At 54.8% G+C, this 20018-nt stretch carries 19 protein-coding genes and 1 other RNA gene; 11 read left to right on the forward strand and 9 right to left on the reverse strand.

The annotated features are described in order from the left end of the window. Positions 1-246 precede the first annotated feature (246 nt). Together dnaK and grpE are read right to left on the reverse strand one after the other, a co-directional pair. Complete coding sequence (gene dnaK, locus FIV39_RS24015; RefSeq protein ID WP_090399737.1) at positions 247-2160, reverse strand: molecular chaperone DnaK; 1914 nt, start codon at positions 2158-2160, stop codon at positions 247-249. A 103-nt stretch (positions 2161-2263) separates the two neighbouring features. Then, entirely contained in the window at positions 2264-2824 is a 561-nt protein-coding gene (grpE, locus tag FIV39_RS24020; RefSeq protein WP_053137824.1) for a nucleotide exchange factor GrpE, read from the reverse strand. Positions 2825-3078: 254 nt separating this feature from the next. On the opposite strand from grpE, the gene recN reads away from it, so the two are divergent. Continuing rightward, complete coding sequence (gene recN, locus FIV39_RS24025; protein ID WP_090399734.1) at positions 3079-4752, forward strand: DNA repair protein RecN; 1674 nt, start codon at positions 3079-3081, stop codon at positions 4750-4752. Between the two features lie 84 nt (positions 4753-4836). Here recN and fur read toward each other — a convergent pair whose 3' ends face one another. After that, on the reverse strand, positions 4837-5241 hold the full coding sequence (fur, locus tag FIV39_RS24030) for a ferric iron uptake transcriptional regulator (protein WP_003194220.1): 405 nt from the start codon (positions 5239-5241) through the stop codon (positions 4837-4839). A gap of 98 nt (positions 5242-5339) precedes the next feature. Here fur and FIV39_RS24035 point away from each other — a divergent pair, with 98 nt between their 5' ends. Continuing rightward, positions 5340-5867, forward strand: a complete 528-nt coding sequence (locus FIV39_RS24035) for an outer membrane protein assembly factor BamE (protein ID WP_090399732.1) — start codon at positions 5340-5342, stop codon at positions 5865-5867. Between the two features lie 62 nt (positions 5868-5929). Here FIV39_RS24035 and FIV39_RS24040 read toward each other — a convergent pair whose 3' ends face one another. Both FIV39_RS24040 and FIV39_RS24045 read right to left on the reverse strand, forming a co-directional pair. Beyond that, complete coding sequence (locus tag FIV39_RS24040) at positions 5930-6232, reverse strand: RnfH family protein (RefSeq protein WP_090399730.1); 303 nt, start codon at positions 6230-6232, stop codon at positions 5930-5932. Next, a complete protein-coding gene (locus FIV39_RS24045) occupies positions 6225-6659 on the reverse strand; it encodes a type II toxin-antitoxin system RatA family toxin (protein ID WP_090399728.1) in 435 nt (144 codons plus the stop codon). The genes FIV39_RS24040 and FIV39_RS24045 overlap by 8 nt, the downstream gene beginning before the upstream one ends. 168 nt (positions 6660-6827) lie before the next feature. Here FIV39_RS24045 and smpB point away from each other — a divergent pair, with 168 nt between their 5' ends. Beyond that, positions 6828-7310 carry an SsrA-binding protein SmpB gene (smpB, locus tag FIV39_RS24050; RefSeq protein ID WP_003176160.1) on the forward strand — a complete coding sequence of 161 codons (483 nt, stop codon included), beginning with the start codon at positions 6828-6830 and terminating at the stop codon, positions 7308-7310. 35 nt (positions 7311-7345) lie between these two features. Here smpB and FIV39_RS24055 read toward each other — a convergent pair whose 3' ends face one another. Beyond that, a complete protein-coding gene (locus FIV39_RS24055) occupies positions 7346-8113 on the reverse strand; it encodes an FCD domain-containing protein (protein ID WP_090399726.1) in 768 nt (255 codons plus the stop codon). Positions 8114-8374: 261 nt separating this feature from the next. Between FIV39_RS24055 and FIV39_RS24060 the strand changes: the two genes are divergently transcribed. From FIV39_RS24060 to FIV39_RS24085, 6 genes are all read left to right on the forward strand, one after another. Continuing rightward, positions 8375-10069 (forward strand): lactate permease LctP family transporter, encoded by a 1695-nt coding sequence (locus tag FIV39_RS24060; protein ID WP_090399723.1) that lies wholly within the window; start codon positions 8375-8377, stop codon positions 10067-10069. 106 nt (positions 10070-10175) lie between these two features. Next, positions 10176-12986, forward strand: a complete 2811-nt coding sequence (locus tag FIV39_RS24065) for an FAD-binding and (Fe-S)-binding domain-containing protein (RefSeq protein WP_090399721.1) — start codon at positions 10176-10178, stop codon at positions 12984-12986. Between the two features lie 137 nt (positions 12987-13123). Beyond that, positions 13124-13402: a hypothetical protein gene (locus FIV39_RS24070; protein WP_027605349.1), complete on the forward strand. Its 279-nt coding sequence runs from the start codon at positions 13124-13126 to the stop codon at positions 13400-13402. Between the two features lie 94 nt (positions 13403-13496). Next, positions 13497-13894, forward strand: a transfer-messenger RNA (tmRNA) gene (ssrA, locus tag FIV39_RS24075). A gap of 182 nt (positions 13895-14076) precedes the next feature. After that, on the forward strand, positions 14077-15312 hold the full coding sequence (locus tag FIV39_RS24080; RefSeq protein WP_090399718.1) for an integrase domain-containing protein: 1236 nt from the start codon (positions 14077-14079) through the stop codon (positions 15310-15312). A 244-nt stretch (positions 15313-15556) separates the two neighbouring features. Further along, positions 15557-16219: a hypothetical protein gene (locus tag FIV39_RS24085; RefSeq protein WP_090399716.1), complete on the forward strand. Its 663-nt coding sequence runs from the start codon at positions 15557-15559 to the stop codon at positions 16217-16219. A 3-nt stretch (positions 16220-16222) separates the two neighbouring features. Here the strand turns inward: FIV39_RS24085 and FIV39_RS24090 are convergent, their stop codons facing one another. After that, the gene (locus FIV39_RS24090) at positions 16223-17308 is read right to left on the reverse strand and encodes a YagK/YfjJ domain-containing protein (RefSeq protein WP_090399714.1); all 1086 of its coding nucleotides are present in this window, start codon (positions 17306-17308) and stop codon (positions 16223-16225) included. Between the two features lie 364 nt (positions 17309-17672). Beyond that, complete coding sequence (locus FIV39_RS24095) at positions 17673-17897, reverse strand: helix-turn-helix transcriptional regulator (RefSeq protein WP_090399712.1); 225 nt, start codon at positions 17895-17897, stop codon at positions 17673-17675. Between the two features lie 366 nt (positions 17898-18263). On the opposite strand from FIV39_RS24095, the gene FIV39_RS33590 reads away from it, so the two are divergent. Together FIV39_RS33590 and FIV39_RS24105 are read left to right on the forward strand one after the other, a co-directional pair. Continuing rightward, positions 18264-18593, forward strand: coding sequence for a hypothetical protein (locus FIV39_RS33590; protein ID WP_090399709.1), 330 nt, complete (start codon positions 18264-18266; stop codon positions 18591-18593). A 49-nt stretch (positions 18594-18642) separates the two neighbouring features. Further along, positions 18643-19611 carry a DUF932 domain-containing protein gene (locus FIV39_RS24105; protein WP_090399707.1) on the forward strand — a complete coding sequence of 323 codons (969 nt, stop codon included), beginning with the start codon at positions 18643-18645 and terminating at the stop codon, positions 19609-19611. Positions 19612-19674: 63 nt separating this feature from the next. On the opposite strand, the gene FIV39_RS24110 is transcribed toward FIV39_RS24105, so the two are convergent. Continuing rightward, positions 19675-19920 carry a helix-turn-helix domain-containing protein gene (locus FIV39_RS24110; protein ID WP_090399705.1) on the reverse strand — a complete coding sequence of 82 codons (246 nt, stop codon included), beginning with the start codon at positions 19918-19920 and terminating at the stop codon, positions 19675-19677. Positions 19921-20018 lie beyond the last annotated feature (98 nt).

The raw sequence follows: 20018 nt of genomic DNA on the forward strand, positions 1-20018 counted from the left end.
GGCCCGGACCCAACTCACGTCAATTCAACGATCCTGGTCATTACTACTTTTTAGCCAGGGACCCGGCCAAAAACACGGTATTTATTGCTCGGAAAGCAGGAGCATCCCCGATCACACCGCCAACATCCGAACGCTGTCGCATGCTGTAAAAATTCGCATACCCCAGACACGCCAACGCGGGAGCAAGCTCCCGCGCGGCGACATCCTACCAGTCACCGCTTGATAGCGGTCAACCGGGCGACCAACTTACTTCTTGTCTGTAACTTCTTCGAACTCGGCATCGACAACATCGTCTTTGGCTTCAGGCTCTGCCTTTTGAGCAGCACCATCAGCTGGCTGTGCCTGTTCGGCGTACATTTTCTGAGCCACTGGCGCGGAGACTTTCGACAGCTCTTCAACCTTGGCTTCAATGGCAGCCTTGTCGTCGCCTTTAACAGCGGCTTCCAGGGCAACCACAGCAGCTTCGATTGAAGCCTTCTCTTCAGCGGTCACTTTCTCGCCAGCATCAGCGATCATTTTGCGCGTCGAGTGAACCAGTGCGTCACCCTGGTTACGGGCACCTGCCAGCTCTTCGAACTTCTTGTCAGCTTCAGCATTGGTTTCAGCATCACGGATCATCTGTTGAATTTCTTCGTCAGACAGGCCGGAGTTGGCCTTGATGGTGATCTTCTGCTCTTTGCCGGTAGCCTTGTCTTTCGCACCTACGTGCAGAATGCCGTTGGCGTCGATATCGAAGGTCACTTCGATTTGTGGCACGCCACGTGGTGCTGGTGGAATCTCAGCCAGGTCGAACTTGCCCAGGGACTTGTTCTGAGCCGCCTGCTTACGCTCACCTTGCAGCACGTGAATGGTTACAGCGCCTTGGTTGTCATCGGCAGTCGAGAACACTTGGGATTTCTTGGTAGGAATCGTGGTGTTTTTCTCGATCAGCGCAGTCATCACGCCACCCATGGTTTCGATACCCAGGGTCAGCGGACTTACGTCCAGCAGCAACACGTCCTTCACGTCCCCGGCCAATACTGCGCCCTGGATGGCAGCACCCATGGCAACGGCTTCGTCCGGATTCACGTCTTTACGTGCTTCTTTACCGAAGAACTCGGTAACCAATTTCTGAACCAGTGGCATACGGGTCTGACCGCCTACCAGGATCACGTCGTTGATCGCGCCAACGTCGATACCGGAGTCTTTCAGTGCAATGCGGCACGGCTCGATAGTGCGCTGAACCAGGTCTTCGACCAGCGCTTCCAACTTGGCGCGAGAGATCTTCACGTTCAAGTGCTTAGGACCGGTGGCGTCTGCAGTGATGTACGGCAGGTTAACGTCGGTCGACTGAGCGGAAGACAGCTCGATCTTGGCTTTTTCAGCAGCTTCTTTCAGGCGCTGCATCGCCAGCGGGTCACCCTTGAGGTTCATGCCGCTTTCTTTCTTGAATTCGTCAACGAGGTAGTCGATCAGACGAATGTCAAAGTCCTCACCACCCAGGAAGGTGTCACCGTTGGTGGCCAACACTTCGAACTGGTGCTCGCCGTCTACTTCAGCGATCTCGATCACGGAAACGTCGAAGGTACCGCCACCCAGGTCATAAACGATCACGGTGTGATCGCCTTTGGCCTTGTCCATACCGTAAGCCAGAGCAGCTGCGGTTGGTTCGTTGATGATACGTTTTACGTCCAGGCCCGCGATGCGGCCGGCGTCTTTGGTCGCCTGGCGCTGGCTGTCGTTGAAGTAGGCCGGAACGGTGATCACCGCCTCAGTCACTGTCTCACCCAGGTAATCTTCGGCAGTCTTCTTCATCTTCTTCAAGATTTCAGCCGAGATTTGCGGTGGCGACATTTTCTGGCCATTTACTTCAACCCAGGCGTCACCGTTGTCAGCCTTGGCGATCTTGTAAGGGACCATCTTGATGTCTTTCTGTACGACTTCTTCGTCGAACTTGCGACCGATCAGGCGCTTCACCGCGTAAAGGGTGTTATGCGGGTTGGTCACAGCCTGACGCTTGGCCGACTGGCCAACGAGGATTTCACCATCGTTGGCGTAAGCGATGATCGACGGCGTGGTACGCGCGCCCTCGGCGTTTTCGATTACTTTTGCAACGCCGTTTTCCAGCACGGAGACGCAGGAGTTGGTGGTCCCCAGGTCAATACCGATAATTTTGCCCATGATTTACTCTCCCGAAACTTGAATTTGGTTGCCGCAGCAGTGGTGGCTAAACTGCGGTAGCACTTAAACGCTTGACTTATAAATGGGGGCCTTGCGGCGGATTTCAAGCCTGCTCATCAATAGAAGGTGCAACGGGTGCAGGAGCCTTGCTCACTACCACCATTGCCGGGCGCAACAGGCGACCGTTGAGCTGATAGCCCTTCTGGAACACTTTCAACACACTGTTGGGTTCCAGGTCGTGGCTCTCTTGCATGGCCATGGCCTGGTGATGCTCAGCGCTGAACGGTTCGCCGCCTTGCGGATCAATGGCTTCGAGCTGATAACGCTTCAGGGTGTCCTGAAACATTTTCAGGGTCAGTTCGATCCCTTCGCGCATCGGACGGATGTTTTCGTCATCCGGGTTGGACAACTCAAGGCCGCGCTCCAGGCTGTCAATGATTGGCAGCAGGTCGCCTGCGAATTTTTCCAGCCCGAACTTGTGAGCTTTTTCTACATCCTGCTCGGCACGGCGGCGGACGTTCTGCAGATCGGCGGCAACACGCAAAGACTGATCCTGCGCAGCGGCCAACTGCTCTTCGAGCACTTGCACACGAGTTGCCAGTTCATCACCGACAGCCGAATTGGCGTCTGGAGTTTGCGTATCCTGCGTCTGTTCGTCAGCCATAGATTTCTCCTTTCAAAATCATGCGCGAACTCAACTCGCGCTTCTGTTCCGGTATATGGGGCCACAATTTCCAGGTTCAAGGGCGCAGGCGTTACCAAAAGTCTTTCGCCTGCCCCAGATCAACTTCGACACAATCATTCCCCTTTGCACTAAAAAACCTGGATGACCGAGCAAATTGAGCTAAGCATCAGGATTGTCAGCCCAGAACAAAACACTGTATAAATAACCAGACCTAAAGCCTGGGAGCGGCCGTCATGCTCGTGCACCTGTCTGTACACAACTACGCCATCGTTGAACATCTGGATCTCGAACTGGATCGAGGGATGAGCGTAATCACAGGCGAAACCGGCGCCGGCAAGTCGATCATGCTCGACGCCCTGGGCCTGACCCTGGGCGACCGCGCCGACAGTGGCGTGGTGCGCCCCGGCGCGGACAAGGCCGATATTCTGGCCACCTTCGACCTCGCAGACATTCCCGAAGCCGAAGCCTGGCTGGCCGAGCGCGACCTTAATAATGATGGCCCGTGCATCCTGCGCCGAGTCATCACCGCCGAGGGGCGCTCGCGCGGCTATATCAATGGAACACCCTGCCCCCTTGGCGACCTGAAGGCCCTGGGTGAACTGCTGATCGACATCCATAGCCAGCATGAACACCAGTCCCTGCTCAAAACCGACACCCATCGCCGCCTGCTCGATGAATACGCTGGCGCCACGGACCTTGCCCGACAGGTACAACTGGCTGCCCAGCGCTGGCGCCAGACCCGACAGGAGCTGGAGCGACTGTCCAATTCAGGTGATGAGCAACGCGCTCGCCATCAATTACTCAGCTATCAGCTTGAAGAGCTCGAAAGCCTGGGTCTTGGCGAAACCGAGTTGGAACAACTGGAACAGGAACACAAGAACCTCACCAACGCCGAAACCCTGCTGGGTATCTGCCGCCAGGTGGTGGAGCAATGCAGCGAGAGCGACTCCGGTAATGTGCTCAATGCACTCACGGCCAGCCTCAATCGACTATCCAGTGTTAACAGCGCTTCAGGCTCACTGAGTGAAGCCACCACCCTACTGACCAGTGCGCAAATCCAAGTAGAAGAAGCCGTAGGCGAACTCAATCGCTTTCTTGATCATTTCGACGCCGACCCGGCGCGCCTGCAGGAAATAGAAGAGCGCCTGGACACCATCTATACGCTGGCGCGCAAACATCGAATCCAGCCCACCGAAGTGGCAACAATGCAGCAGAAACTGCTGGATGAAATCGAGACCCTGAACGCGAATGATGAATCCATTGAGCGACTAGGCGAAGAGCTCGGCTCTTTTGCCCGCCACTATCAGGAGAAGGCCCGCGAACTGAGCGATCTGCGTCAACAGGCAGCCACCAGCCTGGCTGGCGCCGTCGAGCAGGAAATTCAACGCCTGGGCATGCCGGGCGGACGCTTTACCATCGAGTTGCGCACCAACGCCAGCAATGAGCTGCAGCCCTACGGCCTGGAACAGGTAGAGCTACTGGTCAGCGCCAACCCTGGGCAACCGCTCAAGGCACTGGCAAAAGTGGCGTCTGGTGGTGAGCTGTCGCGAATAAGCCTGGCCATCCAAGTAATTACCGCGCAAACCTCCCGGGTACCGACGCTGGTGTTCGATGAAGTAGACGTAGGTATCGGTGGCCCCACCGCGGAAATCGTTGGTCAGCTACTGCGCCGCCTGGGGGATCGCGGCCAGGTACTGACCGTCACTCACTTGCCACAAGTCGCGGCCCAGGGGCATCAACACTTGTTTGTGCACAAGGTGAGAGGCAGCGATGCGACACGCACAGCGGTATCCAAACTGAACAAATCGGAGCGCGTGGAAGAAGTGGCACGGATGCTCGGAGGGATCGACTTGACCAAAGAGTCTTTGGCGCACGCGAAGAAAATGGTCGTAGCCGCCAAGGCTTGAGCCGGACTTTTCCTTATTATAGAAAGCACGAAGGCGACGCTAGGGTCGCCTTCGATCGTTTCGCTGAGCAATTCTGCGTCTTTTTTACTTTTTCTTACGGATGTACAACACGAGATTGTGGTCAACCAAATCGAATCCATGCTCCTCAGCAATCTTATGCTGCAGCGCTTCGATCTCCGGGCTGGTGAACTCGATAACCTCATTGGTATCCAGGTCAACCATGTGATCGTGATGACCACCGTCAGCCAATTCGAACACTGCGTGACCGCCGTCGAAATTATGACGAACCACCAGCCCTGCGGCTTCAAACTGGGTCAGTACACGGTAAACCGTGGCCAGGCCGACGTCCTCGTTAGACTCCATCAGCGCCTTGTAAACATCCTCGGCACTCATGTGGCGCTGCTCAGCAGAATCGAGCATTTGTAGAATCTTGACTCGTGGCAGAGTCACTTTAAGACCGGCTTTGCGTAGTTCGCTATTTTCAACCATGGTTAGCTTTCTCGCGGATGCTGCTTCGCAGCTTCTCTTAATACGGGTATGATCGGCGTTTACGTTGTCCCAGCCAAGATAGTGGAAGTCGCCCACCGATGCAAAACACCAAGCTCTTGCTAACCAGTTTCACCTTTGTGGGACTGCTCGCACTCGCCGGTTGTTCATTCCCCGGGGTTTACAAAATCGACATCCAGCAGGGCAATGTCGTCACGCAGGACATGATAGACCAGTTACGCCCGGGAATGACCCGACGGCAAGTACGGTTTATTATGGGCAACCCCCTGCTGACCGACACTTTCCACGCCGATCGCTGGGATTATCTCTACAGCCTGCAGCCTGGTGGCGGTGAACGCCAACAGGAGCGCGTCAGCGTCATTTTCAATGGCAATGACCAGCTTGTCAGCCTGTCGGGTGATTTCATGCCAGGCGTAAGCCGGGATCAAGCACTGCTCGGCAACGATAACGGCACGAACGTGACTGCACCTGTGCAGGGAAGCGAGAAACCGAAGTCCGAAGTGCCGGCCAAACCAGGCTCCTTGCTCGACAAGATCCAGAAAGACGTCGACGGGGTCGAAACAGTCCCAGTCCCGACGCCTCAGCCTCTGGACACCAGCCCGCAGTAACGTTGCGGCGCACATAAAAAGCCCGGCATGCCGGGCTTTTTGTTACCTGTCGTTTAGCCAGATTATGGATTCTGCCGCTTTGCCAGCGCCGCCTTGGCCGCACGCAGCCTGCGCACTTCTTTAGGGTCTAACAGCAAGGGCCGATAGATTTCAATGCGATCGCCCGATTGCACAGGGCGCACCTCAGCATCCGTAACGACCTTACCGAATACCCCCAAAGGGCAATCAGCCAGATACAGTTCAGGAAACTGCGCAGCCATGCCTGACAACTGCACCGCCGCGCGCAAACTGGTTCCCGAAGCCACCGTCAACGCCAGCAAAACCTGGCGATCCTCGGCGGCATATACCACCTCAATCTCAACCATGCTGCTGCTTGGCTCGTTGGCAGAATGCATCCACCAGGGTATTGGCCGCCTGATTGAACAACGGCCCCAATGTCGCCCGCACAATCGGCCCAGCGTAATCAAACGACAGGTCCAGGCTGATCTTGCAGGCCTTTTCGGTAAGCGCCTTGAAAACCCAGACACCATGCAGTTGGGTAAACGGCCCTTCCTGCAGATTCATTTCAATGGACTTGCCCGGCACCAGCACATTACGCGTAACAAAGTGCTGACTGAGTCCGCCTTTCGCCACCCCCAAACTGGCAACCATATGTTCATCACTGCTTTCCAGCACCTCGGCAGTTGAACACCAAGGCAGGAATTCCGGGTAACGCGCCACGTCGTTGACCAGGTCATAGAGCGCCTGCGCCGGATAGGGCAGCAGGGCCGAACGTTGAATATGCGTCGTCATGTGTGCGTGATTTCCACAGCTGAGCGGCAAACATCGCGAAAGAACAGTCCGATCCGCGAAAGAAAAAAACCAAAGAACTGCCCGTATTGTCCGGGATTCGACCAACACGCTCAAGCACGCAGGTTGACCGTAGCCGACACGCTCGCAACTCCCTATAATGCCGCCCCTATGGCTAAACAAAAGAAACACCCCACAGGGACCATCGCGCAAAATAAAAAAGCGCGACACGATTACTTCATCGAACATCGGTTCGAGGCTGGTCTGGTCCTGGCCGGCTGGGAAGTAAAGAGTCTGCGTGCCAGCAAGTTGCAACTGGTCGACAGCTACGTATTGCTCAAGGATGGCGAGGCATGGCTGCTCGGCAGTCATATCACCCCGCTGACCACCGCGAGCACCCACGTGATTGCCGATCCGGTGCGCACGCGCAAACTATTGCTCAATGCCCGTGAACTGGAAAAGCTCGCCGCAGCCGTACAGCAGAAAGGCTACGCCTGTATCTGCCTGTCCTGGTATTGGAGCAAGCATCTGGTCAAGTGCGAGATCGCACTGGGCAAGGGCAAGAAGGAATACGATAAGCGTGATACTGAACGCGAACGCGATTCCAACCGCGAACTGCATCGCGCCGTTCGCAACAAGGGCAAGGAAGAATAATCCTTGTGTCGATGTAGCCTCGGGACTTCCCCCGGCTACATCCCCTTGCGTCGCTCCGCACGCGCCACGCGCTGAACCTCTTGACGCACTTCCTCCAACACTTCCTGCACGTATTCCAGGTGACGAGTCGAGACTTCCCGCGCCTGCTCGGCCCGCCCCTCGATAATCGCCAGGTACAGTTCCCGGTGCTGACTGATCAGCATGTCGCGCGTCTCCGTACGTTGCTGATACATGCCACCAATGTTGGTCACCACGTTACGCTTGAGCAGGTCGAACAAGCCGCGAATGGTGTGCAGCAACACCGCGTTATGGCTGGCCTCCGCAATGGCCAGGTGGAACCTTGCATCCGCAGCACCCTCCTCGACCCGGCTCACTTCATCAACGCGGGCGTAGCAATCCTGCAACGCCTCGAATGCAGCGGTCAGCCGCTCACGGTCGACCTCAGTCGCGCGCAATGCTGCGTAATAAGCACAGGACGCTTCAAGGGTCTGGCGAAACTCCAGCAGGTCACGCTGGGCCTCGGGATTGTTTTCCAACAGGTGCAACAGCGGATCGCTGAACGTCGAGCCCAGTGACTCGGCAACATAATTGCCCCCACCCTGACGGCTCACCAACAAGCCCTTGGCCGCCAGTTTCTGAATCGCCTCCCGCAATGACGGACGCGACACACCAAACTGCTCAGCCAAAGCACGCTCGGCCGGCAAGCGTTCACCCGACTTCAGCGTGCCCTCGAGGATCATCCCCTCAAGCTGCTCGACAATATCGTCAGACAAACGGCGCTGACGCACCTGATCAAACCCCATAACTCACTCTCCACCATCCCGACCACTCGCCGGGGCCTCTATTCTGGCCTATCACCGCCCTTCCAGCACCTATCAGAACCGCTTCGATTCACCCAATCAGGCCACCTCGCCTGCCGAGCTACGACCAAAGTTTCGCGAGCGGCAAATTGACACATCCCCCGAAGACTTTTAACCTAGCCTCCAGCGATTGTAAATTGGTATTACCAATTATCCAAGTCGACTGAAAAGTGCCTGACCAACAACAATTAGGGGCCACCCCATATGCAAACCTGGCAACAGCTCTACAGCCCGCTCGGCAGCCTCGGCCTGTCCGCATTGGCCGCCGTCATTCCGATCGTGTTCTTCTTCCTGGCTCTGGCCGTGTTTCGCCTCAAAGGCCACGTGGCCGGCAGCATCACCCTGGTTTTATCGATACTGGTGGCGATCTTTGCCTTTCACATGCCGGTGGACATGGCGCTGGCCGCCGCCGGTTACGGTTTTGCCTATGGCCTGTGGCCTATCGCCTGGATCATTGTCGCGGCGGTGTTTCTCTACAAACTCACCGTCAAGAGCGGCCAGTTCGAGATCATCCGCAGCTCTGTCCTGTCGATCACCGATGACCAACGCCTACAGGTACTGCTGATCGGTTTCTGCTTCGGCGCATTCCTGGAAGGTGCTGCCGGTTTCGGCGCGCCCGTGGCGATTACTGCCGCGCTGCTGGTAGGCCTGGGCTTCAACCCGCTGTACGCGGCCGGCCTGTGCCTGATTGCCAACACCGCCCCCGTCGCCTTCGGCGCCCTGGGGATTCCGATCATCGTTGCCGGGCAGGTGACCGGTATCGATGCCTTCAAGATCGGCGCCATGACCGGCCGGCAGTTGCCACTGCTGTCGCTGTTCGTACCGTTCTGGCTGATATTCATGATGGATGGCCTGCGTGGTGTTCGCGAAACCTGGCCGGCTGCGCTGGTCGCAGGCTTGAGCTTTGCCATTACCCAATACTTCACGTCCAATTTCATCGGACCGGAACTGCCGGACATCACCTCTGCCTTAGCCAGCCTGATCTCCCTGACCCTGTTCCTGAAAGTCTGGCAACCCAAACGCACTGCGGGTGCGCAGATTGCCGGCGCCACGTCCGACGTAGCGATTACCGCCAGTGCCGGCGGTTTCGGCCTGCCGCGCAGCACCGTTGCCTCGCCTTATAGCCTGGGGCAGATCTTCAAGGCCTGGTCACCGTTCCTGATCCTCACCGTGCTGGTCACCATCTGGACCCTCAAACCGTTCAAGGCGATGTTCGCCGCAGGCGGTTCGATGTACAGCTGGGTATTCAACTTCGCGATCCCGCACCTGGATCAAATGGTGATCAAGGTTGCACCAATTGTGACCAACCCGACTGCAGTTCCGGCGATATTCAAGCTGGACCCGATCTCGGCGACTGGCACCGCGATTTTCTTCTCCGCACTGATTTCGATGCTGGTACTGAAGATCAACATCAAGATTGGTCTTACCACTTTAAAAGAGACTTTCTACGAACTGCGTTGGCCGATCCTGTCCATCGGCATGGTGCTGGCATTCGCCTTCGTCACCAATTACTCCGGCATGTCTTCGACCATGGCACTGGTATTGGCCGGCACCGGCGCAGCCTTCCCGTTCTTCTCGCCTTTCCTCGGCTGGCTGGGGGTTTTCCTGACAGGCTCCGACACTTCGTCCAATGCCCTGTTCAGCTCGCTGCAAGCCACCACGGCGCACCAGATCGGCGTCAATGACACGCTTCTGGTAGCTGCAAACACCAGCGGCGGCGTGACCGGCAAAATGATCTCGCCGCAATCGATCGCCGTGGCCTGCGCGGCTACCGGATTGGTGGGCAAGGAATCCGACCTGTTCCGCTTCACGCTCAAGCACAGCCTGTTCTTCGCCACGATCGTCGGGCTGATCACCCTGGCCCAGGCTTACTGGTTTACCGGCATGCTCGTGCACTAAAGCCGCAAGCAATAGGGTAATAACCGACGCCGGGCTGTAACCTCGGTGTCGGCTTTGCGCAATCGTGTCAATACGGCGCCCAGGGGGTGCTGATCCTGGAGGACCAATGAGTCTGCCTGCCGCTTTCCTTGCTGACGTCGCACAGTTGATCCCAAAAAGTCGGCGTTTCGACGATCCACTTTCCACCCTCGCATTCGGTACCGACGCCAGCTTTTACCGATTGGTCCCACAACTGGTGATCCGCGTCGAGTCGGAAGACGAAGTGGTGGCGCTGCTGAAACTGGCCCAGCGTGAACGTGTGCCGGTAACCTTCCGCGCAGCCGGCACCAGCCTGTCCGGGCAGGCGATAAGCGACTCGGTGCTGATCGTGCTGGGGGACAATTGGAACGGCCGTGAGATTCGCGGGCAAGGCACTCAGATCCGCCTGCAACCCGGTGTGATCGGCGCACAGGCTAACGCCTGGCTGGCGCCATTCGGACGCAAGATCGGCCCAGACCCGGCGTCGATCAATGCCTGCAAGATTGGCGGAATCGTCGCCAACAACGCCAGTGGCATGTGCTGCGGTACGGCGCAGAACACCTACCACACCCTGGCCGGAATTCGTCTGGTCCTGGCTGATGGCAGTCGCCTCGATACAGAAGACACAACCAGCGTTACCGCGTTTCGTGAACAGCACGGCGCACTGCTCGAGCGCTTGGCGACACTCGGTCGTGAGACGCGGGCAAACGCCGAATTGGCAGCCAAAATACGCCACAAATACCGTCTGAAAAATACCACCGGCCTGTCACTCAACGCCCTGGTGGACTTTGATGATCCGCTGGATATTCTCAGCCATTTATTGGTGGGTTCCGAAGGTACCCTCGGATTTATCAGCGCAGTCACCTACGACACCGTGATCGATCATCCCAACAAGGCGTCGGCGTTAATTGTGTTTCCGGATGTGGAGACCTGCTGCAACGCAGTCACCGTCCTGAAAACCCAACCCGTATCGGCCGTCGAGCTGCTGGACCGACGCAGCATGCGCTCCGTGCAGAACAAACCGGGCATGCCCGCATTCGTACAGCACTTGTCAGAAAATGCCTGCGCCCTGCTGATTGAATCCCGTGCCGCGTCGCCGTCATTGCTGCATGAGCAACTGGCGCTGATCATGGCGTCGCTGGACGGTTTCCCAGTAGAGAAACAGGTCGACTTCACCGAAGACCCGGTGGAAAACGCACGCCTGTGGGCAATCCGCAAGGACACCTTTCCCGCCGTAGGTGCTGTACGCAAAACCGGCACCACGGTAATCATCGAAGACGTCACCTTCCCGGTCGAGCAACTGGCCATTGGCGTGAACCGCTTGATCGAACTGTTCGACAAGCATCACTACGACGAAGCCATCCTTTTCGGACATGCCCTGGAAGGTAATCTGCACTTTGTGTTCACCCAAGGCTTCAACAGCGCGGATGAAGTCACACGCTATCAAGCGTTCATGGATGACGTCGCGCAATTGGTGGCCGTGGAGTTCGGCGGTTCACTGAAAGCCGAGCACGGCACCGGTCGTAATATGGCACCGTTCGTCGAGCTGGAATGGGGCAGCGATGCCTATCAACTGATGTGGCAACTCAAACGCCTGCTCGACCCCAACGGCATTCTCAACCCGGACGTAGTGCTCAGCGAAGACCCGCAGATTCACCTCAAGCACCTCAAACCCCTGCCGGCGGCCGACGAGCTTGTGGATAAGTGCATTGAGTGCGGCTTCTGTGAACCGGTGTGCCCATCGAAAGGCCTGACGTTGAGCCCGCGCCAGCGCATCGTGATCTGGCGAGATATACAGGCGAAAAAACGCGCTGGCGTCGACACCACCGAATTGGAAGCGGCCTACCACTACCAGGGCATCGACACGTGCGCCGCTACGGGCTTATGCGCCCAGCGCTGCCCAGTAGGAATCAATACCGGCGACCTCGTGAAAAAACTACGAAGCCGTGACGCCGACCGTACGAAAACCGCCGAGTGGCTGGCCACCCATTTCGCCACCGCCCTGCAAGGCGCGCGCTTTACCCTGCATGTAGCCAATGGTGCACGCATGCTGCTGGGGGCGCCTCGCCTGGCGAAACTGTCGGCCACCGTGACCAAGCTCTCCAAGGGGCAAATCCCGCAGTGGAGCAACGCCATGCCACAACCGGAAAAAGCCATTCGCTTCAGCCCGGTGGTGACGGATGAGCGGCCACGGGTGGTCTACCTTGCGGCCTGCGTCTCACGCGCCATGGGGCCGGCGGCCGGTGATAAAGAGCAGATGTCGCTGTACGAAAAAACCCAGGGCCTGCTGGAAAAAGCCGGTTACCAGGTCGTGTTTCCCGACAATCAGGACAGCCTGTGCTGCGGTCAGCCTTTCGCTTCCAAAGGCTATGCCGAACAGGCAGAACACAAACGCCAGGAGCTGATCGGCGCCCTGCTCCATGCCAGCCGCGGCGGCCTGGACCCAATCTATTGCGACACCAGCCCCTGCACCCTACGCCTGGTGCAAGGCCTCGACGAAACGCGCCTGGACCTCTACGACCCCGTACGTTTCATCCGTACGCACCTGATGGACCGTCTCGATTTCACACCGCAAGAGGCGCCGATCGCTGTACACGTCACCTGCAGCACGCAACACTTGGGGGAAAGCCAGGCGCTGATCGACCTGGCCCGTCGTTGCGCGAAAACCGTGGTGATCCCGGAAGGCATCCACTGCTGCGGGTTTGCCGGCGACAAGGGTTTCACCACGCCGGAACTCAACGCCCACTCGCTGCGCTCCCTCAAGGATGCAGTGCAGTTTTGCAGTGAAGGGATCTCCACCAGCCGCACCTGCGAGATAGGCCTGAGCCAGCATGGCGGCATCGACTATCACGGATTGGTGTACCTCGTGGATCGCGTGACCCAGGCTCGCGCCCACTAATCCCGCAAAAAAAACAGAACCCCTGCGCACCGGTGTAGTCATCTGCATAGGCCTCGGCAAACGAGGCCCATCAGTGATGTCGCTGGCAGCCCTTGAACGCCAGCAGCGTCGAGCCTTTTTGCGCAAGGAGATACCCTATGAAGCGTTCCGCTCTTGCTGGCTTGTTCATTACCGCTGCGATGCTGGCGTCCCCTGCTTTCGCTGCTGGCGAGCCCGATCTGTGCAAGATCAACCTGGACAAAATCAACAACGGTAAAGCGCTGCTCGCCACCGACACCAGTGGCAAAAGCGGCGAAATCGACACGGCCGTCTCCCAGGCCAAGGCGGCCCACGCGGCCGGTGATGACAAGAAGTGCATCGAAATCACCTCCAAGGCCCTGCAAGACCTACAGAACCTCGATAAAGGCGGCCAGTAAACGACAGGGCCAACCTTCGGGTTGGCCTTCCGTGACGGTTTGGCGTACACTGCACAGGCTTGTCACTCACTATGAAACAACGAGTTACAAGCACGGGGCCGTTTAGGATTCGACGCCGGTCGCGAAACTTTAGGTGCATGCCGAGTTGGTAACAGAACTCGTAAATCCACTGTTGCAACTACTTATAGTTGCCAATGACGCCAATCCAAGCTGGGACAACTCCATCGCTGCGTAAGCAGCCTTAGAGCCTGAGCTTCTGGTACCTTCGGGTCCAGCAATCACCAGGGGATGTCTGTAAACCCAAAGTGATTGTCATATAGAACAGAATCGCCGTGCAGTACGTTGTGGACGAAGCGGCTAAAACTTACACAACTCGCCCAAAGCACCCTGCCCTTCGGGTCGCTGAGGGTTAACTTAATAGAAACGGCTACGCATGTAGTACCGACAGCGGAGTACTGGCGGACGGGGGTTCAAATCCCCCCGGCTCCACCACTTTTACATCTAAAGACGTCCAAGGGCGTCTTTTTTTGTGCCTGAAATCCAGCAAATACGGGGCTTTCAGGTCCAATGGTGTCCGATGGTATCTGAGTTCATCCTACAATTCGTGTATTCCACGTGGTATTCCAAACCCACGACTGGTATTTTTTGGAATACACGCAGTATCGGAGATCACCATGGGTGCTCAAGCCACGCGGCTTTCAGACGTCAAAGTCAAAGCAGCGAAACCAAAAGAAAAAGACTACATCCTCACTGATGGCGACGGCCTTCAAATGAGGGTGAGAGCCAATGGCTCAAAGCTGTGGAATTTTAACTACATTCACCCAGCAAGCAAAAAACGAATCAACATGGGCCTTGGCACCTTTCCGGAGGTGAGCTTGGCTCAAGCCCGGAAACGGACCGTAGAAGCCAGGGAGTTGGTAGCGCAAGGGATAGATCCGAAGGAGAAGCGCGACGCGGATCGAAAAACCTTAAGAGCGACTACGGAACACACATTTAAAAACGTAGCCACCGCGTGGTTCGAGCTCAAAAAAGACTCCGTCACGACTGCCTATGCTGAGGACATCTGGCGTTCGCTGACGCTGCATGTTTTCCCCGACTTGGGTACGACCCCGATCTCAGCGATCACTGCGCCGGAGGTCATAAAATTGCTTAGACCGCTTGAGACCAAAGGCAGCCTCGAGACCGTGAAGCGACTGAGCCAGCGTCTTAACGAAATCATGACTTACGGCGTGAACTCCGGCCTGATTCACTCAAATCCACTCAGCGGGATTCGCTCGGTCTTCAAGAAACCGAAGAAGAAAAACATGGCAGCGCTCGCGCCAGACGAACTGAAAGAACTAATGATGACTGTGGCCAATGCCAGCATAAAAAGGACTACACGTTGCTTGATTGAGTGGCAGCTTCACACCATGACTCGCCCCGCAGAAGCAGCTACCGCACGGTGGGCAGACATCGATATCGGCAAGAAGATCTGGACAATACCAGCGGAGCGGATGAAAAAGCGTCGGACTCACATTATCCCACTCACGGAACAGGCTTTAGGGCTTCTAGAGGCTATAAAGCCGCTGAGTGGCCACCGCGAGCATGTTTTCCCAGCAGACCGTAATCCCCGAACCCATTGCAACAGCCAAACGGCCAATATGGCGCTGAAGCGTATGGGATTTGAAGGCCGCCTTGTGAGCCATGGAATGCGCTCAATGGCCAGCACCATCCTCAACGAGCACGGGTGGGATCCTGAGCTGATCGAGGTTGCGCTTGCTCACGTCGACAAGGACGAGGTACGTAGCGCGTATAATCGGGCCGATTACATTGAGCGTCGACGCCCAATGATGAAGTGGTGGAGCGAGCATATCAAGGAAGCGGCTACCGGAAACCTTTCAATCGCCGCAATCATTGACTGCCAGGACTGAAGCCACACTTCAATGAGTTGGAAGACCAACGTCTCATCTTCGGGTGGCCCGTGAGCAGGCATTAGCTTGCGATCTACAGAGCTAAGTGAAGGCAGCGTTTTTTCGCTGCCTTCCTGTCTGATAAAGTGGCACGCCATGATGGCAGTGGTTCTTGCAACGACTTACGCGCCCCAAGTGAATTGTTAGTAAATGAACAACCTAATAACGATTAGACAAAACACCACAAACTCCAGGAACGATACGAATGTCGTTTGAAAAGCTGTCTAAAATTAACATAGATGAATTCATTCACGGTTTAAGACAATCACTTCGAACGTCGTATGAGCTCATATTCGAAGATACTGAATTTGACGAATACATGCAGAGCATTCGAGTCAACATAGAGAGCGGCGATCTCGATCAGGAGCGCCTGAATGATGAGCTAATTAACTATCTTGCTTCAACTCCTCTCAGTCCCCATTACCCTTTTTTACGTGCTGCCGCTCTAACCGACTTAACCCTACAAGCTCTAGCTCGCAAGGATTATGAAGCCTTTATAGCGCTGGCTTTGCAGGCCAGCGCCTACGTTGAAGGCGCTGCTGTGCATGCGCAATTCAATTCACTACTGGATATCCCCGCTGCACTACGTCGACGAACCACGCAAGCAGCAGCGGCAGCCCGAAGTGAAACATTCCAATTAGCGAAGGATCAGGCACTGCTGTTAATCAGCCAAAGACGTCCAAGCGACGGCTGGGATGATCTGACACATGCAGCAGAGTCAATAGAAGAGGAGCTAGGCGCCTTTATAAAAAGTAACAAAATCAGTTTAACGAAAACGCGGATCGTGAGCAATCTGAGACAATGGTCTAAAGAAGACGCAAGCTTTCGAGACTCATTAAACCGTATACTTACACCTTCCGCCAGGTAGTTTTCATACTCCAAGACAGGACGACCGACGAGGCCGCCCTCTTTTCTTAACTGCCCGCTTCGGCATCTCTCCACGACCGAAAGTTCTAGCTCTTCCATCTATAACTATTCGAACGTAATATTCAATCTTAGTTAAGTAAACCGCTGCTTTTTGCAAATTCTTTCGCTTATCCTTGTCAGAGTGCTCAATCATACCAATGCCGCAAGCACGATACGCATCCTTTCTACGATTGCAATTGTAATACACCCCTCTTCCGTGGGTCGCTTTGTCGGCCCATGTCTCACCGATCATTCTGGCCCAGCCTATATCCTCCCTGACCCGAGAACCATCTAAAAAAAACATGCAGTGATAATGATATCCTTTGGACAGTCCGTACTCCAACTTCCAGGAATGCCCTAGCAATGTGTTTGTAGGAAGCTTACGCCTCAACATACCCATTAACCTTTCTCTATGCAATTTTACATCTTCGAAATCTAATTGCTCTCGCACTCCTCCACCGCCGACCAGCTTCGAATATCCTAAATCCACTCGCAGAACCAATACTCGTGATGTGTCTTTAAAAATAGCATCGATATACGCGATCAGGCTTTTGTAATTTTTATTGGAAAGTCTACGGTGTGCATTTAGCTGCTTTCTGAAAGCCGCACCACGCACCAAGAATCTAATCCGCTCAACAGCAACATTAATCGAATCGACAAGCGCAAGCAGATCACCGTGAAAGTTTTTTAGATTTCGGTGACTGTAATATTGAAAAGCATGTTCTTCAGTCGCTTGAAAGAAAACATTAACCAATGGGCTGAAATCATGAATTGGGTAATACCGCTGAATCTCCTGCTTGGCCCAGATATAAACCAACAGTTTTTCTCCCATGCTGGTCAGCTTTATTTTCTGCCCACCATAACCTTCGTGGAGATATGCCACATCATCATCAGTCTCGGCCACTTTTTGAACGAGCTTCTCTATTGCGCTAATTTTCAGTATCGCACTTCTTTCCCCATTGACTGCGATTGCTCCGGATGTACCACTATCGAAATACGATGTGGTACTTTCCAACAATGCCTCTTCAACGTATCTATCTACTCTTTTCATCCCCACCTCTGCATCATCATTCTATAACCCTGTGCTATGTGCGCACAGTTTTAGCCAGCACAACAAACGTCTCACCTGACGGAACACTCATTCATTGCTTACTTTCATTATTCGACAAACCTATTCACCATTGATAGCTCACTGACAAAAGTCAGAGCTATCAATAGGTATATATGCTCACAAATGCTTAGAGCTAATACTAATTAACACCAATAACAAAGAATCCAGAATTCCTCTATAGGAGATTCATAAGGGAGTCTAGGCACAGGAAGAAATCTGCAAAGCGTTGGTCCGGAGCAAAAAGGCATAGTTGCAGAACCACAACCATCGAGTTAGTGCTACGCCAGATACGACCAACGGCGACTCAGAGCTCAGAGTCGGTTGCCCTAGACTGAATCCAGTCGTTGATATTCGCTTCCAGCCATCCAACAGCTGAGCAGCCAAGCTTTATCGGCTTGGGGAAGGTTTTATCGTACCTGGGCGAATTGACGTTCATCCGATCATAAATTGTGGACCGCGATAAACCGATACGGTCTTGGACCTGCCTCAACCGGAGAACCCTTATTTGCCGTTGCGCCTGCGCTTCCATCGTCAACCTCTCGTGAGTCAAATTGGCTATGGATCGACTTTAAATATTCATGCGGATCGCGTGCGAAATTGTGCTTACGTAAAAAAATACACCACGCTTACGCCCTAAGAATGACGACCTGAAGAACTAACCCAAGCTTTCCTGAAGAACCAACACGCACAGCGGTTGTAGACCTAACTGGAACACGACACTTATAACTAAATAGAATATTAAAATTATTTTATATGCAAATATAAGCAGAACTGATTAAAGCGAAATATCAATACCCCATTCAAACTTATTTGAAATACATATTACTTAATTGAATATATAGATTATTCAAAGCGAAACCCTATCTACGACAATAACGCCATTACGGAAACTCAAATGAACAACTCTTGCCCGAACTGCAACTCTTCTCGCATAACCACTAGAAATATCGGACGAAAGACTGGCGGTTTCATTGGATCTATAGGAGGTGCCACAAGTGGTGCCACGGGAGCGTTATCAGGTGCAGAGCTAGGCGCAACTCTAGGTGTAACTGGTGGCCCTATAGGCATTGCGATAGGGGGTATCGCTGGCGCTCTTATCGGTGGGATATTCGGTGGAGTAGCTGGTGGCATCGCTGGCGCGACTGTTGGGGAACAGGTCGACACGAGAATACTTAACAACTTGCAGTGTTTAAGTTGTGGCCATTCTTTTACGCCCAGAAGCTAATAACTCAAAAGGCTTTGAACTTCATAAATCTTTGTTAGCGAGTTAAATAATGGCTCATCTTATCGATCAAATGGCTTATGTCGGTGCTACTCCTTGGCATGGACTTGGCAACCAACTAACGAAAAAGCAACCTCTGGAAGTCTGGCAACAGGAAGCGGGCATGAACTGGCTGATACAGGAAAGCCCGGTCCACTACAAAGCTGGGTCTGTCGGCCACCTGGGAAGCATTCACACCTTTCCTGAACAGAAAGTACTGTACCGCTCCGATACGAAAGTCGCTCTCTCGGTCGTATCTCAACGCTACCAAGTGGTGCAGCCCCGTGAGGTATTAGAGTTCTACAGAGACCTCACCGAGGTTTCAGGCTACGAGCTAGAAACGGCCGGGGTACTGAAAGGTGGTCGTAAGTTCTGGGCGCTGGCCCGAACAGGGCAAGGCACGACGCTCCGTGGTAACGACCAGGTAAATGGCTACCTGCTGCTTGCCACCTCCTGTGACGGTACGCTGGCCACGACGGCAACACCGACCACGGTGCGGGTGGTATGCAACAACACGTTGACCATAGCCCTGGACGGCGTAGCCAACGCTATCAAAGTGCCGCACAGCACGCGTTTCGATTCACAAGCGGTGAAAAAGCAGCTCGGTATCGCCGTCTCTCAATGGGACGAGTTCATGTACCGAATGAAAAATCTGTCTGAGCGAAAGGTTCAGTGGCCCGAGGCGATGAGTTTCTTCATGAACGTACTGTGTGACACCAGCCCTGATAGTCCGCTACCGACAGTCCTGCCTAATGAGCGGGCATTGCGGAAGGTGCAAAGTCTATACGAAGGACAGGGACGCGGATCGACATTGGAGTCGGCTCAGGGTACTGCCTGGGGGTTACTCAACGCTGTAACGGAGTATGTGGACCACGAGCGTCGAGCTCGAAGTAGTGAGTACCGCATGGATTCCGCATGGTTCGGCCAGGGGGCAATTCTCAAGCAACGAGCACTAAATGCGGCCCTAAAGCTTGCGGCATAAAGCAACGGCCTCTTAGCCCGAATCAAACAGGCTGGGAGGTCGTCGTTGGGAAGACAGTGATTTTCAAAGCCCGGCGTCACCCAGCAGCTCAGATGGCTTGCGTTGGATCGCTTTGGCAATGCGCAAGATATTCAAGAACGTAACATTTCGTTCTCCACGCTCGATTTTTCCCATGTGGGACCGATCGATCTGCGCGAAGTCGGCTAATGCTTCCTGGGAAAGCCCAAGCTCAAGTCGACGAGCACGCACAGCAGCCCCCAAACGTACAAGGTCACGGTCTTTATCAAGGCTTGCGGAGATTCTTTCCATGCCGAGAATCGTTGCGCTATGATGCCTAAACGACCACGGTATTTACGACCCTTTTTCGGGTTCGTTGACGTAGCGTGCGAGACCCCAACCGAGCCCCT

The organism is Pseudomonas grimontii (assembly GCF_007858185.1).
In the GTDB taxonomy this organism is placed as follows: Bacteria; Pseudomonadota; Gammaproteobacteria; order Pseudomonadales; family Pseudomonadaceae; genus Aquipseudomonas; species Aquipseudomonas grimontii.

Bases quoted from the DNA above. Each gene is read 5' to 3' on its own strand.
- dnaK (WP_090399737.1), bottom strand. From the start codon at position 2,160: ATGGGCAAAATTATCGGTATTGACCTGGGGACCACCAACTCCTGCGTC.
- grpE (WP_053137824.1), bottom strand. From the start codon at position 2,824: ATGGCTGACGAACAGACGCAGGATACGCAAACTCCAGACGCCAATTCG.
- recN (WP_090399734.1), top strand. From the start codon at position 3,079: ATGCTCGTGCACCTGTCTGTACACAACTACGCCATCGTTGAACATCTG.
- fur (WP_003194220.1), bottom strand. From the start codon at position 5,241: ATGGTTGAAAATAGCGAACTACGCAAAGCCGGTCTTAAAGTGACTCTG.
- FIV39_RS24035 (WP_090399732.1), top strand. From the start codon at position 5,340: ATGCAAAACACCAAGCTCTTGCTAACCAGTTTCACCTTTGTGGGACTG.
- FIV39_RS24040 (WP_090399730.1), bottom strand. From the start codon at position 6,232: ATGGTTGAGATTGAGGTGGTATATGCCGCCGAGGATCGCCAGGTTTTG.
- FIV39_RS24045 (WP_090399728.1), bottom strand. From the start codon at position 6,659: ATGACGACGCATATTCAACGTTCGGCCCTGCTGCCCTATCCGGCGCAG.
- smpB (WP_003176160.1), top strand. From the start codon at position 6,828: ATGGCTAAACAAAAGAAACACCCCACAGGGACCATCGCGCAAAATAAA.
- FIV39_RS24055 (WP_090399726.1), bottom strand. From the start codon at position 8,113: ATGGGGTTTGATCAGGTGCGTCAGCGCCGTTTGTCTGACGATATTGTC.
- FIV39_RS24060 (WP_090399723.1), top strand. From the start codon at position 8,375: ATGCAAACCTGGCAACAGCTCTACAGCCCGCTCGGCAGCCTCGGCCTG.
- FIV39_RS24065 (WP_090399721.1), top strand. From the start codon at position 10,176: ATGAGTCTGCCTGCCGCTTTCCTTGCTGACGTCGCACAGTTGATCCCA.
- FIV39_RS24070 (WP_027605349.1), top strand. From the start codon at position 13,124: ATGAAGCGTTCCGCTCTTGCTGGCTTGTTCATTACCGCTGCGATGCTG.
- FIV39_RS24080 (WP_090399718.1), top strand. From the start codon at position 14,077: ATGGGTGCTCAAGCCACGCGGCTTTCAGACGTCAAAGTCAAAGCAGCG.
- FIV39_RS24085 (WP_090399716.1), top strand. From the start codon at position 15,557: ATGTCGTTTGAAAAGCTGTCTAAAATTAACATAGATGAATTCATTCAC.
- FIV39_RS24090 (WP_090399714.1), bottom strand. From the start codon at position 17,308: ATGAAAAGAGTAGATAGATACGTTGAAGAGGCATTGTTGGAAAGTACC.
- FIV39_RS24095 (WP_090399712.1), bottom strand. From the start codon at position 17,897: ATGGAAGCGCAGGCGCAACGGCAAATAAGGGTTCTCCGGTTGAGGCAG.
- FIV39_RS33590 (WP_090399709.1), top strand. From the start codon at position 18,264: ATGAACAACTCTTGCCCGAACTGCAACTCTTCTCGCATAACCACTAGA.
- FIV39_RS24105 (WP_090399707.1), top strand. From the start codon at position 18,643: ATGGCTCATCTTATCGATCAAATGGCTTATGTCGGTGCTACTCCTTGG.
- FIV39_RS24110 (WP_090399705.1), bottom strand. From the start codon at position 19,920: ATGGAAAGAATCTCCGCAAGCCTTGATAAAGACCGTGACCTTGTACGT.